Annotated in this window: 9 protein-coding genes; 4 read left to right on the top strand and 5 right to left on the bottom strand. The window is 38.5% G+C overall.

Annotated features, from left to right (window positions below):
• Positions 1–199: 199 nt before the first annotated feature.
• The 5 genes from ACEW8U_RS24110 to ACEW8U_RS24090 all read right to left on the bottom strand — a co-directional run bounded on the left by ACEW8U_RS24110 (position 200) and on the right by ACEW8U_RS24090 (position 12,958).
• Positions 200–1,558: a glycoside hydrolase family 140 protein gene (locus ACEW8U_RS24110; RefSeq protein WP_373524616.1), complete on the bottom strand. Its 1,359-nt coding sequence runs from the start codon at positions 1,556–1,558 to the stop codon at positions 200–202.
• 43 nt (positions 1,559–1,601) lie between these two features.
• Positions 1,602–2,843, bottom strand: coding sequence for a sugar MFS transporter (locus ACEW8U_RS24105; protein ID WP_373524615.1), 1,242 nt, complete (start codon positions 2,841–2,843; stop codon positions 1,602–1,604).
• Positions 2,844–3,018: 175 nt separating this feature from the next.
• Positions 3,019–6,495 (bottom strand): hypothetical protein, encoded by a 3,477-nt coding sequence (locus tag ACEW8U_RS24100; RefSeq protein ID WP_373524614.1) that lies wholly within the window; start codon positions 6,493–6,495, stop codon positions 3,019–3,021.
• 204 nt (positions 6,496–6,699) lie between these two features.
• A complete protein-coding gene (gene yaaA / locus ACEW8U_RS24095) occupies positions 6,700–7,449 on the bottom strand; it encodes a peroxide stress protein YaaA (RefSeq protein ID WP_373524613.1) in 750 nt (249 codons plus the stop codon).
• A gap of 10 nt (positions 7,450–7,459) precedes the next feature.
• The gene (locus ACEW8U_RS24090; protein WP_373524612.1) at positions 7,460–12,958 is read right to left on the bottom strand and encodes a hypothetical protein; all 5,499 of its coding nucleotides are present in this window, start codon (positions 12,956–12,958) and stop codon (positions 7,460–7,462) included.
• A gap of 83 nt (positions 12,959–13,041) precedes the next feature.
• Between ACEW8U_RS24090 and ACEW8U_RS24085 the strand changes: the two genes are divergently transcribed.
• From ACEW8U_RS24085 to ACEW8U_RS24070, 4 genes are all read left to right on the top strand, one after another.
• Positions 13,042–14,091 (top strand): type IX secretion system membrane protein PorP/SprF, encoded by a 1,050-nt coding sequence (locus ACEW8U_RS24085; RefSeq protein ID WP_373524611.1) that lies wholly within the window; start codon positions 13,042–13,044, stop codon positions 14,089–14,091.
• Between the two features lie 6 nt (positions 14,092–14,097).
• Positions 14,098–15,327: a M48 family metallopeptidase gene (locus ACEW8U_RS24080; protein ID WP_373524610.1), complete on the top strand. Its 1,230-nt coding sequence runs from the start codon at positions 14,098–14,100 to the stop codon at positions 15,325–15,327.
• Between the two features lie 196 nt (positions 15,328–15,523).
• Complete coding sequence (locus tag ACEW8U_RS24075; RefSeq protein ID WP_373524609.1) at positions 15,524–15,697, top strand: hypothetical protein; 174 nt, start codon at positions 15,524–15,526, stop codon at positions 15,695–15,697.
• 225 nt (positions 15,698–15,922) lie between these two features.
• A complete protein-coding gene (locus tag ACEW8U_RS24070; protein WP_373524608.1) occupies positions 15,923–16,264 on the top strand; it encodes a hypothetical protein in 342 nt (113 codons plus the stop codon).
• Positions 16,265–16,358 lie beyond the last annotated feature (94 nt).

Here is a 16,358-nt window from a genome sequence, read left to right as displayed (position 1 = left end):
GAAATGGGAACATTAGAACCATTATTATCCCATAAAAAACTGAATATAGATTCTTAATTGTTTGGAGTTTTAAGGTCATTTATAGGTTTTCAAAAGACAAGGTAACTATATCGAGAATTTTTCATACTTCAAGAAATCCCGATAAATTGAAGGGTATATAAACATATTAAAAAATAGGTTTCTTGATTTAGGCGATTTTTCACTCCACTACCAATACCCAATCCTGACCTTTACCACTGGAAGGTGCGCTGATTTTATTTTTCCCCCTGGTCAAGGCAGATCCTGAATATGGGAAACTCACACCAGTCCTTGGGTCATACCAATTAGCTTTCAATGTTGGATTTTTCAATTTAGAAAAATCTACTTCTACACCTTTCCCTGTAGGGAAATAGATCATAGCATAACTTCCTTCGATATCTCTTGTCCCTATCACAAAATGTTCATCATCTTCCTGATTGGTAATCACCAATTCATAATCAGGAATTCTGCTAAAATAAGATTTCGATAACATCAGATTTTTTAGGTGTTTGACCTGATTGGCCATTGGCAGTTCTAAGGAGACCTGCCAAGGTTTCAGAGGGCCATTAATGGGTTTTCTGTCCAAGGTATACATTTGCCAGACTGCATGGCAGCCATAAGTCTGACCAGCTCCCCCTGCAAAAACATTCCAGTACATGATCCTCCTGATATCATCGGGATTGCTATAGCCAAGCTCTTTGGCATTGAAGCAATTGGGATGATCTTCATATAGGGGTTCGCCATCTAGTGTGGGCTTGGTGGGATTCAACCTAAAATCATGATCAATGATTTTATAGGTTGGTTGGTTTGGACAATGGCCGGTTTGGTGCAAATTAAAGTCCAACCACTCGGATTGATGAAACCATGTTGAAGATCCTCCTGGTCTATTGGGTTGGGGATGGAAAGTCATTAGAATTAGATTATTCGGATTGGAAGAGGATTTAATACCTGCTGCCATTTGATTCCAAATGTTAGCATCATCTGAATCTTTCCTTGGATTTCTATCCCCACCGATCACCCATATCAGGTTCTTTCTATCAGCATACCTGGCCCCGATCCATTTCCCAAATTTAAATGCATTTTCTGCATTGAAAATTTCCGGACCCTCTCCCCAAGTATTCTTAAAAACTTTATCTCCCCAAGTGGGTAAAAGTGCAATATGGATTTCTTTCTCCTCTGCCAGACTGATCACTTCATCCACATATTTCCAGTATTTTTCATTGAATTTCATGGGATCAATTGACTCAAAAGGCTTTTCGCCATAATGATTGGGATCATTCAGTCCATCTATCTCAGCCAAGGCCACTGCTTGGATGACATTAAACCCTTGAGTTTTTCTAATATCGAGGTAATATTTGGCCTCTTCAGTATTGGTTCTATGAAAAAGCTCCCAAGCTGTATCCGCCATCCAAAAAAATGGACTATCGTCAGACTGTGCCAAAAACCTTTGATTTTCAGAGACTTTAATTGGTCCCTTAATTTGCCCTATAAGTATACTTGGGACAATTAGGATTAGTAGAAATAGGAATGTTCTTTTCATGGGAATGAAAGAAGAAAGGCAGCCAAATGGCTGCCTTAAGTTTTTAATGTGCAGTTGGTACTGCTTCTGTTGATTTGCTGTTTTTCTGCCAGAAGTAGAAAATGGTGAAAAGAACAATCAGGATAATTGGAAACAATAACATTTTTTCTAGGGTATCCTGACCAATAGCCAACTCCAAAGCATCTCCTTGAAGTCCAGTCGCAACATTTGCTTCTCTGGCACTATCAATCCACCTCCCGGTAATCGGATTGAAAATGGAATTAGCAAACATGCCTACCCCACCAATAACTGACATTCCGATAGCACCACTTAGAGGAACCCTTTGGGCAGTTGCTCCAATCATGACAGGCCAAAAGTAGCAAATACCAATTCCAAATATAAAGGCAGCTAAATAGGCCATGGGACCAGTAACTGTACTAAACATATAAATTCCAATTGTTGTAAGAATTGCACCAAATAGCAAAACACCAGTCTGACCTAATCTTTCAACTACTGGTCCTGCAAAGAACCTTCCCAATGCCATCACACCAAACGTCAAAGCCATAATCAACATAGGGTCTGCACCGCTACTCCCCAAAATAAACACCACCCACTGATTTGGACCAAATTCCGAAATTGCTGTTAGTGACATACATACAAATAAAAATATAAATACAGGGCTAAACATAGCCTTTAAGTTATTCGTGAGTGAGGTAACACCTTCCACAATCGGTTTTGGAAAAGTTTTACCAAAAAACAGAACTGCATAAATAACGGTAGGGATCATCAAAACCCACATTTGAGTCTGCCAATCAGCCATAAAGCCTCCCATGTCAGTCATCAACTTGGATATTAAAGCTCCAAGAAGAATTCCCCCGGGGAACCACATGTGGAACCTGTTGAGCATCTTGTTCATTTTTACTCCTGAGTACATGTCTGCAATCATTGGATTACAGGCAGCTTCTGTACATCCATTTCCAAATCCAATGAATAATGTGGAAATCAACAATGTGGTATATCCACCGGCATAGATGGTAAGAATAATACCCAATGTATGTGCTACAAACGCAACTCTCATGATGTTGGCAGGACCAAAAGAATGGTAAACCAATCCTCCAATGATCATTGAAATCGGGAATCCAAGAAACCACATGGAGTTGATAAATCCGAGTTGTTCGGCAGATAGACCAAATTCCTGACCAAGTTGAGGCAAAATTCCTGCCCTAATAGCAAATGTAAAAGCGGTGGTGATTAGCGCAAAGCAACTGCCGTTAAACAATGCACTTTTATTGATATTTTCATTCATGTTGGTTGGGTTTAAGAGGTTAAAGACTTTTTTGAATGGGTTGAATCATAAACATTCGGAAAATATATAAAAAATATCAAGGATAGGCTTATCCTTTCATAAAAAAATTGTCCCAATTAATCCCTCTCCCAAAGAATATACCTCAAAATCAATGGAGTACAGGCAAATTCTGTGATCATTCAATGACCATCAATGACCTGAAAATATTTTTTGGCTTACTTTCTGAAACATTTTTTACTGAAATTTTGACTGAGTAGGTTCCTGGCTGAATGTAGCCCCCATTGAAGTCTCCATACCAAATGCAATTTCGCTCTCCTTCATACAGATTATCTTTGGAACAGGAATAAATCAATTGTCCCCAATTGTTATATATCCAAATATCCAATCGATCAACAAGAGAATTAGTGTACACCATAAATGGGTTTTTAACATCATTGACCTTCATTCCTGTAGTACTTTGAACCATTAGCTCACAAGTCTCTTTCACCAAAAATTCAGTAGAATACTGGCATCCTTCAAAGCTCGATACTGTCAGTGAATAATTGCCCACTTCCATTGGGATGAAAACAGGATCTTCAGATACTAAATCTCCTTCCATATACCATTGATAAGCATCAAAATTACCTGGGTTAATGGTGATGTTATCTCCAAATTTTGAACAAAACGCATATACAGATTCTACCTCAGGTCTGATGTCATCCATGCTTTTCATGACAATGACCATATCTTTTCCCAAAAGGCAGTTTATTTCATTGAATGCCTCCACCTCATAAGTACCTTGCTCACTTACAGTGATTTCACCCAAATTATCAAACATGTCTAAAGATTGCTTATTCCCATTTAATCCAGTGAAATACCAATTGATTCTATATACTTGATTGAGTTCAGCCTCTAAGGTTATGGTTACATTTTCATCGTCAGGACAGAATGGTGTTACTGTCAACCCTCCATTCAATTCAACAATAGGCTTAATGACTTCAAAAATTTTAGTATTTGGTTGAGGGCAAAACTCACTCCCTTTTGGTCTTACCTCCAAAGAGTACTCACCAAAGGATTGAGGCGTTAAAAATTCTTCCTGACCAACCAGATCACCTAATTCATTGTACCAAAAGACATCCACTTCTGAAAGGTCACTACCTACCACCATAGCTTGGAAAACCAAACCACCCTCACAATCCTGTTCATATAATTCAGGTTCAAAATTCACTGAACTACTTTTTTTTACTAAAATTGATTTTGTGACCGGACATAGCAAAATACCATGATTTAGAGAGGAGGAAGTGATGGTATATGTCCCATTTTGATCAAGCAATAGTGATTCTCCACTACCAAATACTAACTCGGACCCATCAGGTAACAACACTTGATATTTAAGTCCCAAAGGTGTTTCAGGATCTAGCTCAAAAAAATCACAAACCACAATTTCCTCTGGAACTTCAAATAAAGCCAATTCAGAAGTCTCTATAACTGTTACAAGCCTCCTTCCTATCTCACAATCAAGGTCATTATATATCACTGCTTCATATACTCCAGGGTTATCCACTTCAATCTGAAGTTGGTTTTCAAACGCTACTAATTTAAGAGCATTTCCATCTATATCAAAAAAGATCCACTCTATAGTTCCAATATTTTCTGATTCATTACTAATCTTAATTGCAGAAAAATTATCCCCACAGAGCGGCTCCGCTTCCACCAAGACATCCATTTTTAGGATCGGCTCATTAACTATAAATGATTTTGGAGGTTTTGGGCAAGACTCACTATTTCTTGGCTGTACTTCCAATTTAAATTCCCCGAAACTAGTTGGAAAAAGAAACAAATCATTTCCTACAATCTGATTTTTTTCATTATACCATTTGATGTCCACACGCCCTGGATCCGCTCCAAAAAGGTTGGCCTTATACTGCAGATTTCCAAAACAATCCCTTAAAACCAATTCGGGTTCAAACTGAACCGGTGTAGTAAGGAAAACTTCAAATGTTGATTCCTTTGGACAAAATGCCCTATCCAATTCAGCATCTAGACCAATTAAAGTGTAACTGCCTTCTCGATCCAAGACAAATGCTTCACCTGATTTTTTGACTTCAGTGGAATTATCGGGGTAGGTTAATGTGAAGATCAAATCTTCACTGGTATTGGGAATAAAATCAAAAGTCTCACAGACGGTAATTCTGTTCGGTGAAGTAAAAGAAACCTGACCTTTGCTTTGGATGGTAATCGGTGTAGGGTGTGGATTAACACAACCTTCTTCATTAAATACTTCTATGAAATAATTGCCGGAAGAAATTGAAAACTGAAATTCATTCCCGTTGATTGGTTCTCTAAAAATAAAAGGAACTGCCCTGCCAGTGCTATAAACAGAGAAACTCCTACCTGTTTTATCTTCAAGCATCTTTATTTTTACAATTCCTTCTACTCTTCCTGTATCATTGCAGGATTCGCCAATTACCTCATCTATCGAGAAATCAAGGTCAGATGGCAGGTTCTCCAATGGAACTATGGCAGTCCTTCCAGAAGTACAGCTGCTAACAGCACCTGATGCCCTATAAATCCCTGATTTCATACCCGGAATCCTTAATTCAACCCCATGTTTCAGGTCAAAATAACGAGTAAGGTTTCTATTGTCTTTACTCAATTGCACATAATCCAAATCTACATTTGGCAAAATGACCAATACTCCATCATCACTTTCACAACTTTCAGCTCCGCTTTCAAAATAAAATTGAAAACTTGGCGCAACTGTAACTGTCAAAGGGACAAAATCCTCCAATTTACAGAATTGGTTAATGCTGTTATCTACTTCAAAAATAATCTGATAGTCCCCTGGACCATCCAAGTTATTTCTCCGGAAAACCAAATTATTGCCTTCCCCCAAAAGCTTCTTATCATTAGATCCTTCTTTCTGAAAATACCAAACCCCAAAAACTCCCTGAGTGGCAGAAACGGTAATATCTGTTCCAGTATTACATACTTGCGAAGTACTGATATCAATCGAAAAATCCCTTGGTATATAAACATGCGTACTAAAACGCTGCTGACAGAATTCATTTACTTCCTGGAATAAAGTAAAAAAATCAACTGTGTACAAATCCGGTTTATCTACCACAATGCTATTTCCAGATCCAACAATACCACCACTACTATCTGACCATTCAATTTGGTAAGAATCAATATTACTTTCATTTGGGTTGATCAATGTAAGGGTCGCTGTACCATCTTCACAAAGTAAATAAGAGGGCTCCAATACTAAATCTGCACCTTGATTGACCTTGATTGATTTAGAACCCGAAAAAACTTCATTAATCCCTCTTCTGACTGTTAATTGAATTTCAAAGTCTCCCGGTTCTGAAAATGTATGGCTAAATGTTTGGAACCCTCCCTCTCTTTCAACAATGATACTGCCATCGGAACCAACAAGCCGCCAACGGAAAACATCTGTACTTCTGCCTCCACCAAAAAACTCACCTATGACACTGCCAAAATAAATACAAAGCTCATCAGGTCCTAAGATCAAAAAATCTTCACTTAAGTGGGCCGGATGACTAATTTCCAAAATGTTATCATCCCAATCTAATCCCGAAATAGAAAGAGAATTGTTCCATCTACTTAAGATTAAAGATAAAAAGACTAATATGAAAATCGACCTTTTCATGTTGATTTGGAAAGTGAACACTCACGAGATTAGATTCCAAATCTACGTTATAAAGACGATTGAAAAAAGTATTTTTAAATGTAAAATACATTTTTTTTTATTTGAAAAACATAAAAGTAGATAAATACTTGATTTTTAACCTAAACCATGTATTATTAACTTATTGCTGTTCAATAGAATATAGCAATAGATTTTAAAAAATAATTACCTGACAAATCTCCAGTTCCCTTTTGAATCTTCTCCTGCAAATTCATATTTTTTATCATTGAAGCCTTTCAGCAATTCAGGTTCATTGATTTTATTTTTTATGATATAGTTTACCATCATTCCTCTAGCCTGTTTTGCAAATAATCCGATGATCTGATATTTTCCATTTCTAAATTCCTGGAAAACCGGAGTGATTATTGAACTTTTCACTACTTTTTCATCAACTGCTTTAAAGTATTCAGTTGAAGCTAAATTAACAATTGGCTGACCAAGAGCTATTTCATTGATTGCTTTAGCAATTCTTTTCCCCCAAAACTCATAAAGATTTTTGCCCTTCCTATTTTTAAGTCTTATTCCCATTTCCAAACGATACGGCTGCAAAAGGTCAAGGGGTTTAAGCAAACCATAAAGGCCTGAAAGAATTCTTAAGTGATTTTGAGCAAAGTTAAATTCCTCCTCAGAAAATTCTTCTATCTCTATATGGGTATATACATCTCCTTTAAAGGCCAATAAAGCCTGTTTAGAATTTTGATGATCAAAAATTTTCTGGAAATCGCTATACCTTTTTTTGTTCAATTCAGCAAGGTTATCACTGATATCCATTAGATTTTTAAGATCTTCTACTGATTTCTTTTTCATGATTGAAACCAGTTCCATAGTCTCTTTTTGAAAATCAGGAAATGTATAAGAATTAAAATTTGTAGTACTCAAATCCAAGGTTTTTGCAGGCGATATAAGCGTAATCATAATTTAAGTTTTAATCTATCACCAAAATTGATTTGGTGACTTTACCAGTTACATTTTGTTTTCTACTTGTATAATTCACAATTACAGGATAAACACCCGTTGGTACTACTTGCCCATATACAATCCCATCCCAAGCACATACACCTACCTCTCCATTGATATTAGATCTTTCACAATAGAAAATAAGCTCTCCCCATCTATTGAAAATAAATACCTCTAAGTCATCGATGAAATCATTAGTATAAACTATAAATTGTTTGTTTGGATCACTTGGAACCATGCCATCTGGAAAGATGACCCTTAAACTACAATCCTCAACTACGGTGAAATTGATGATAAATTCACAACCTAGATTATCGGAAACAGTCAACTCATATACTCCGGGTAAAGTAGGAGTGAAAGTAGGAGACACAGACAATTCTTCTCCATTCAATACCCAAGAATAAATATCAAATGGGCCAGGATCCAACTGGATAACGACATCTTCAATGGCGCAAATAGTATAACTCGGAAGCAATACAGGTGGTTCAACAAAAGACTGGGTAATTTGGACTTGTTCTCTTGCAAGCTCACATCCGTAAACACTTGTAAGCACTACCTGATATATTCCATCTTCAAAAACTGTAACAGATTCCGAACCTTCAAAATCAGGCAAGAAAATTCGGTTATTTCCCTCCACTCTATACCAATCTATTTCGGTTACCAATGAGAAGTCTGCCTCTGCGGTAATAACTGTAAATGCATCTTCCGCACAGAATGGCAAGACTTGCAAAGCCAAATCCACATTGTCAATAAACTCCTCAACTTCAAATGGGATAGTTCTAGTCGGACATAGTCCACCACTCCTCGGTTGAACTTCGACAGAATAGATACCAAGTCCAGGAGGGAAAAACTGTTGATCCCTCCCTACAATTTGTCCTGTATCATCTCTCCAAAAGAAAATTGCATTGTTTGGATTAAAGTTGAATAATGCCACACTGTAAGAAACGCCCAAATCGCAATCTACCTCAGGTTCAGTCAATGAAAAATCAATTGGATCAGATATCCTTACCTGAACCAAGACAATCTCGCTTGGACAAAGAACACCGGTAGGATCAAATGCCTGGAAAGTATAGATTCCAGTAAACTCCAAAATAAAGGTTCCGTCCTGTTCCTGGACAATCGGATTACCATTAGGTCCAATTACCGTTAATTCAAGACCCTCAGAACCTTGGGGAGAATAGACGAATCTACCACAGGCGCTCAAATCAGTTGGCACCGAAAATGTCACTCTCTCAGCAATATCGATGATATATGAATTAGTATCAGTAACCGCACATCCCTGTTCATCCTCAAGTACCAGTAAATAAGATCCTCCTTCCAATGGGATATTTATAGAATTGGCATTGACAAACGTAGCTGAGAATTGTTGCCCGTCTTCTTCCCTGATCAATCTATAAGATCCTGATTGTGGCCCATCCGTAAATGTGATGGTCATATCGCCATTGTTGATTCCGATATCTGAACAGGTTTCAGGAGATAGGCTTATCTCATATTCTGAAATACCTAGCGGGGGGTTTAAATTTTGAACCACCACAGGTAAAATAAATTCGCAACCAAAATCACTGGTGGCCCTAACCGAATAAATCCCCGGTTCAAGATCAGTGAATACAGGTAAAACATCACCTGCAAATACATTCATAAAAGATTGACCCGTTTCCACAATGGATACAAGGTCCGCATCAGTCAGCATCGTAATTTCAAAACTACCGTTGGAAGCGATACAGTCATCTGCTTCAGTCAACACAACCGCTTCCATGGCAGGAAGTGGCCAAATCAACAATTCTAATATTTTTTCTACTAGACAACCCTCCAAAATTGGATCTTCGGTCACAAAAATAATTTCATAAATTCCTGGAGAAGGTAATGAACTCGGAATTAATTGAAGTTCATAAAACTCTCCTAGGGGAATTCGGTTGGTAGAACCCTGAACCTGATAAAACCAATCTCCTGATATCGGGGTATCAGGAGCAAATACAACCAAAGATTCATCATAGCAAACTTCCTCTGCGGATTGGGTAAGCTCAAATTCAAAAGCAGGACCTACAAATACTGAAGCACTGGCAGGACAGGGATTGAAAAAATCCTCAGGGACACCTGCAGGTCTTCTATAAGAAACAGTGACGGTGAAGATACTTTCTTCATTGACAAAAATCGTATTTGAATCTTGATCCCCGAAAAGCTGACCCGCTGCATTCCTCCATTCAAAATCATACAACCCTTCTGCAGGATCATAGCCATCAATAGCTGTCAGACTGATTGGAGTTCCCAAACAAAGGGTTTCAGCTTGAGGCAAAGTCAATTCAGGTGGAGCAACTACCAAGATATCCAAAGTCAATTCAGCGTAAATCGGATCGCCGCAACGATCAACCCTGAGATCAACAGTATAATTACCTGGTCTGGTGAACACATGTTCAAGATTCTGAAAATCCTCTCCGGGCCCCCCAAAATTAGAAAGATCTGTAGTACCATCTTCATGGGTAATCGTCCAAAAATAACTGTCAATATCAGGTTCTCCTCCACCCTCAAACAAGGCTTCCGCACTGTCCGGATCCATACATAGTCTGTCGGGTCCTGCAAGTGCGGGATCTGGAATACTGCTTCCTGACTGTTGAACAAATGAAGGAAGACCGAGATTGGTTGTTCCTAAAAGTGTGGATGTTCCGTTTTCGGTATAGGTACTATTGTTACAATCCTGACCGGTATTAATGGATCCCAAAACATTTTGCCCAGGTCTGGCAACGTAAATCTGCCCATCCGGTCCAATCTGTAAAGCCCCAAATGGCCCTGATGAACTCAATACATTTCTTACAGAAGAATTCAAAATACATGCTTCTCTGGCAGCCCTGTTGCTGGCATTCTCAAAACAAGTTGCACATGCCAAAACATCATCATCATCGTTTTCAGGGGCTTTGATCAAGAATTCTTCTACTTTACCTCCTCCACCTCGATAGGAAACATAAACTCTGCTTCCGTCATTGGAAAATTCGAGTCCATAAATCTCTTCACCATTACAACCCAAATCCAGAAGGGCATATTCAGTCATCCGTCCAGTATTTTGATTAAAATCAAAAATCTCCAATCTGCTACAGCTTCCATCCTGTATGGTAACCGCCACCTGATTTCCATCAGGACTGAATTTCATCGTTCCAATACCTGTATTAAATCCATGATTGGAACCTACAGATGAAAATACAGGACTTCCAATACCAAAAGTTGATACCGGATATGCTCTAAAGGTATTGTTACCCAATTCGTGAAATAATACCCAGGTAGTATCCCCCGAAGCCAATGCAGCAGAATGCTCAGTACTGGGACTAAAAAGAAAATTATCTTTGGAAACCACATTTCCAACTCCGTTTGGATTTTCAACTTTAATGTCCACCACTGAGAATTTGACTTCATTGGTTCCATCGGAGGACTGTTGCGTAGTAAAAAGATAAAAAATAGTTTCATCCTGGGGAACAGGAACAGCAATGACACTTTGTGCTGACAGATTGCTTCCTCCGATATCTTCACCATTTTCCATCAAGTTCCCATTCAGGTCCCAAACAGACTCCCCATCTGTAAAGAATAGCACTTGCCCAGTTTCATCAGATATAGTAGTTGTACCCGCCGGAATATTTTGGTTGTGACCTACAGGTCTTGGGGTAGGTCCATTTGGATCATTGGGATCAGGATTGAAATCCAGCCCTGCACCATCGCCAAAATACCAAACATTGTTACTTTGATCATTTAAATCCCATATCCTTACCCTGATACTGCCATAGGCATAACATTCAGATCCCGGCTCTCTCACCAATACCCAGTAAAGACCTGGAAGATCAACACAATTGTCTTTATCTGACCTCCATTCCCTGATATTGGACCAGAAGTATTCGTAATTTCCGTCTTGACCTCCTTGGCCTCCTTGTCCACCTTGGCCGTCACCCTGTTGGACTTCCAATAAAGAACCAATGTCTACACATGGTCCTTCACAGACTGTGGTATCCTGTGCACTGAACTGCACCTGAAGGTCATTGGGTATTAATTCAATAACTTTGTTGACTGTCAAAGTAGACCCGTCCGCAAAAGTAACCGTTAAAGTGACATCAATACTTTCCTCAGCTGTAGCCTCTTCGGGAATAAGAAGGTGCTCTTGGGTAAAATCCATATCAATAGGATCCCCATCCTCATCAACTAAAGGAGGTGTAAAAGTCCATTCAAAACTGACAGGCCTGAAATTAGCAGGAGTAATTTCACTGGTCAATTGGATTGGGTTATTACCACAAGGTTGCTCGGGAGTCCAAGTGAAATCAACTGTTGGGTTGATATCTTGATTTGGTGCAAATTGAGGGAAAATCCTTCCACAAAAATCTGTGCCATCAAATGGATCTTCCTCCAATTCAAGCTCGTCAAACTCTTCTTCATCCGGATTTTCTACCCTTCCAACCAATTGTGGCCCGCCATCCACTTCCTCATATATATAATAGAGTTTCCCGTCAGGTCCTACTTTGACATCATAGATTTTAAATATATCATTTTCCAGAGGTATGATCTCAGGTTCAGCTTCCAGATCATCAGATGGTACTCTGAACAATTGATTTCCTCTTGAAAAATAGACAAAATCCCCATCAGGTGAAAAAGAAGCTCCTTCAATGGAATCAGCGCCTCCGGATTGGGTGATTTCGGACAAATTGCCAAAAGTGCCTGTCGCGGTATCAAAATCAACTACTTGAATATCTTGACCAGGATTTTCCGGAATCAACAAGATCTGTTGTGATGATTCATCAAAAATCATCGCTTTGGGTGTGAATGGAAGACCTGAACTGGAGGTTTCTATGAATTCACCCTCTATATCTCCCAATCTTCTGGAAATTAAATTACCTCCTTCAAAACTGATCAGATATGTAGGTGATTGGGGTGTTTTTACCACAAGTATCGCGCCTTCAGCATTGCTGATGGTTATATCCTTGGTGATCATTTCGCCCAAAGGCGGTTCATTGCCTGTTGCCTGACCAGGGGCATTCATATCCACTACTGAATATTGCAACTGCCCTGAAGGGCTTATATAAAACACATAGTAAAGCCTATCACCCTCAGGATCATAGTCCAACACCCCAATGGCCAATTCCTGTCTCCCATCAATATTTCCATCAATTCCGGGCGCCATTCCTTCGAGCGGCTGATTATTGGCATCATAGACAAGCACTCCGTTGGTATAGAAAATAATGTTGCCGGAAATAGGATCAATGGCGACTGCATTGTTATTTTGACCGACAATAGTACCTTGTGGCAAGTTCCTGACAATAGGGTCACCTCCTTTGCCAAAAGACAAATAATTGATTTCGCCAGTTGGGCACTCTCCAAATATCCATTCGTTGTTGTTGAATCCCTGTGAAAAAGAGTAGCTTGAATGCAGGAAAAAGCTTAGTAAAAACACTAACCTAAAAAATAAAATAAAACTTATGGAATTTATAAGGCTTTTCATAATTTACACGTTGCTTACTAAACAACAAATCCCCCTATACGTTTAGAAGCTGGGTCTTGATCACTAACATAACGAATAACTACTTGCAAAGGTCTTATTTACATCGTCTTTTTTTACTTCCTTTGATTCTGATCATTGGAACGGGTTTTTTGTCTGCTCAGGATCCGCAGTATAGCCAATATTATGCCGCACCTTTATACCTGAATCCTGCGTTTACCGGATCTGAACTGATGCCTCGGATTGGGGCTAATTACCGAAATCAGTGGCCCGGATTGGATGCGCAGTTTACGACTTTTTCTGCATATTTTGATACTTATCTAGATGACTATAACAGTGGAGTTGGATTTTTGGTCATGAATGATGTAGAAGGTGGGGCAAAATTAAGATCCTTTACAGCAGCAGGTTTATATTCCTATGAATTGCGGGTTGGCGAAAATGCCTATTTCAGACCCGGCTTTCAAGCTGCCTATATCAGAAGAGATATTGGATACTATGACAACCTGATTTTTGCTAATCAAATCGATTCGACTAACCCCTTTGGCGATCTTTTGCCAAGCACTGATCTTGCCGGTGCTGGGGAGCCTGTTAATTTATTATCACTTTCCTTTGGAGGTCTATTCTTTACAGACAAATTCTGGTTGGGAGCATCTGCGCACCATGTAAACGAACCCAATCAATCATTTATTGATGGAATAAGCAGACTTCCGACAAAATTTTCAATTCATACCGGTTATCGGATTGCTTTGGGTACCGGTAGTTATCGAAGAGACTTTACCCATCTGAGAAAGGAAAGATTCCTATTGCCCACTATAAATTACAAAAGACAGGGACCATTTGAACAATTGGACATCGGAGCTTATTTACATATGGAGCCCCTTAATCTGGGATTATGGTATCGGGGACTTCCTTATAAACCTGTCGAACAACAAAGCAATAGGGATGCAATTGTATTTATGGTGGGATTCAACCTTCCTACCGGTATGAGCATGGGTTATAGTTTCGATTATACTGTTTCCCAATTGGGCATACAAACAGGGGGGGCACACGAGGTAAGTATTTCTTTCCTTTTGGCAGACAGAAACCAATCAAAAACCAGAAAAAGAGATACATTGCTCCCTTGCCCTAAATTCTAATTGTAAATGGAGCCGATTTGGATTAAATACCTGATTTTAGGTATTCTTGGATTTGGTTTTTTTTTCGAAAAAACCATCAGTTATCTCAATATTAAAAGACCTGTTCCTGACATTCCAAAATCGTTGGAGGAATATATCAGCAGCCAAAAGTTAAATGAATCCAAATCCTACCAATGGGCCAATTTTAGATTTGGATTTCTGACCAGTACCGTTGCCTTTTTAGTCACTTTTGCGTTTATCTATTTTGGCTTTTTTGGTTGGTTGGACATCCTACTCAGGGGAGTCGTTTCACACCCCATTATTCTTTCTATCATTTATTTCGGAATAGTTTTCATTGGTTCAGACCTTCTCTCCATTCCTTTTGATTACTACCATACTTTTGTGATCGAGGAAAAATTTGGATTCAACAAATCCACAACAAAAACTTATTTTTTGGACAAATTGAAAGGTTATTTGCTTTCAATTGTAGTCGGAGGTGGGTTGCTAGGAGTATTGCTTTGGCTTATCCATCAAATGGGAAAAGATTTTTGGTGGCAATTTTGGCTAATTTCAGCTGGATTTATGATTATCGTCAACTTATTTTATACCGCATGGTTCCTACCCTTATTCAATAAACTGACACCTTTGGAAGATGGCGAGCTCAAACACATGATCGTCAACTACGCAAGGAAAGTCAATTTCCCTTTGAACAATATATTGGTGATGGACGGCAGCAAACGTTCTTCTAAAGCCAACGCATTTTTTTCAGGATTTGGAAAAAGAAAAAAAGTAGTCTTATATGACACTTTGATCGAGCAGCATACTCCTGATGAATTGGTCGCAGTACTTGCCCATGAAATAGGGCACTATAAAAAAAAACATATTGTCTGGGGAATGCTTGCCTCTGTACTACAGGTGGGTGCATTACTTTTTATTTTGGCACAATTCATACACAGTGAAAGCATGAGTCTTGCATTGGGAGGAAATCAAATGGCCATCCATTTAAATATAATCGGCTTTACGATACTTTTTTCACCCATTTCATCCATTTTAGGTATAGGCATGAATATATTAAGCCGGAAAAATGAATTTGAGGCGGATGCATTTGCTAAGGAAACTTATGATGGAAAACCTCTTGCTGAAGCACTGAAAACTCTTTCTGTGAACACCCTCAGTAATATCAACCCACATCCACTTTATGTTTTTGTCAATTACAGCCATCCACCGCTGCTTCAAAGGCTTGAACGATTGGAGTGATAATTACCAAAACTTTTACCAAAATTCCCTGAAATAATCTTGGATTACCTCCATTAGCAGTCAACTAGGTGGCAAATGGACAAATTTTTAAACTAACAGTGAATCTTATATATTTTTTGAAAATTCATGTAATGAAATGATTTCTTGGTTAATGTATATTTGATTTCAATTATTTATAATATAAACCCATTAAAACATGAGCCAGCAAAAAAATGAAAACCGCAATCCTCAAAATGAGGATAAAAAGAGAAACCAAGACGTGACTTCCAAATCCGGGAATTCTGACAAAGATCAGAACAAAAAAGATCAGAAAACGGGTGGCGACTCAAAAAATCAACGAGACACCAAGTCAGTTGGTTCTAAAAGATAGGAAGTCAATTTGATTTCCCAACCCTCCTTAATTCAAAGGAGGGTTTTTTTATCCTTTTGAAAAAAATCAAAATTTTTCTAAAAACCTATACCTACCTGTTAATTATAGTCCTATTTTAAAATCATCCGTGAATCATATATAATTTTTGAAATTTCATGTAATGCAATGATTCTTTGGGTCATGTAAATTTGATGTAAATAATTTAAAATATAAACCCAAGAAAACATGGACCAACACAAAAATGAAAACCGCAATCCACAGCATGAGGATAGGGGAAATCAGAAAACTAACCAAGAAAGTGGAAGAAATGACCTGAATCCAACTGACCGTGACGAAAGAGATACTGAGCGCGAATTTAATCTTGATGATGATAAAGAGAGGAATCTTGATGTGAATTTCCAATCCAATGATTCTGAAGACGATAGGGACACAGGAGATAATCAAAAGGAAAGAAAACTACCACCTCATGAGGATCCAAACATAAATGCTGATAATGAAAGCCGTCAGGAAAAATTCGGGACGATGAGAAATCAACCCAACAAAAGGTCCTTAGGGTCAGAGATATAAAAAGTCGCTATGAGTACCCAACCCTCCTCAAAATGTAGGAGGCTTTTTCCCTTAAATTTCCAAAATAAACATTAAAATATATCCTAACAACCAA

This window comes from Aquiflexum sp. (genome assembly GCF_041751335.1).
Classification (GTDB): Bacteria; Bacteroidota; Bacteroidia; order Cytophagales; family Cyclobacteriaceae; genus Aquiflexum.
Note: the sequence above shows the minus strand (reverse complement) of the source record. Positions and strands in the feature narration are given on the sequence as shown.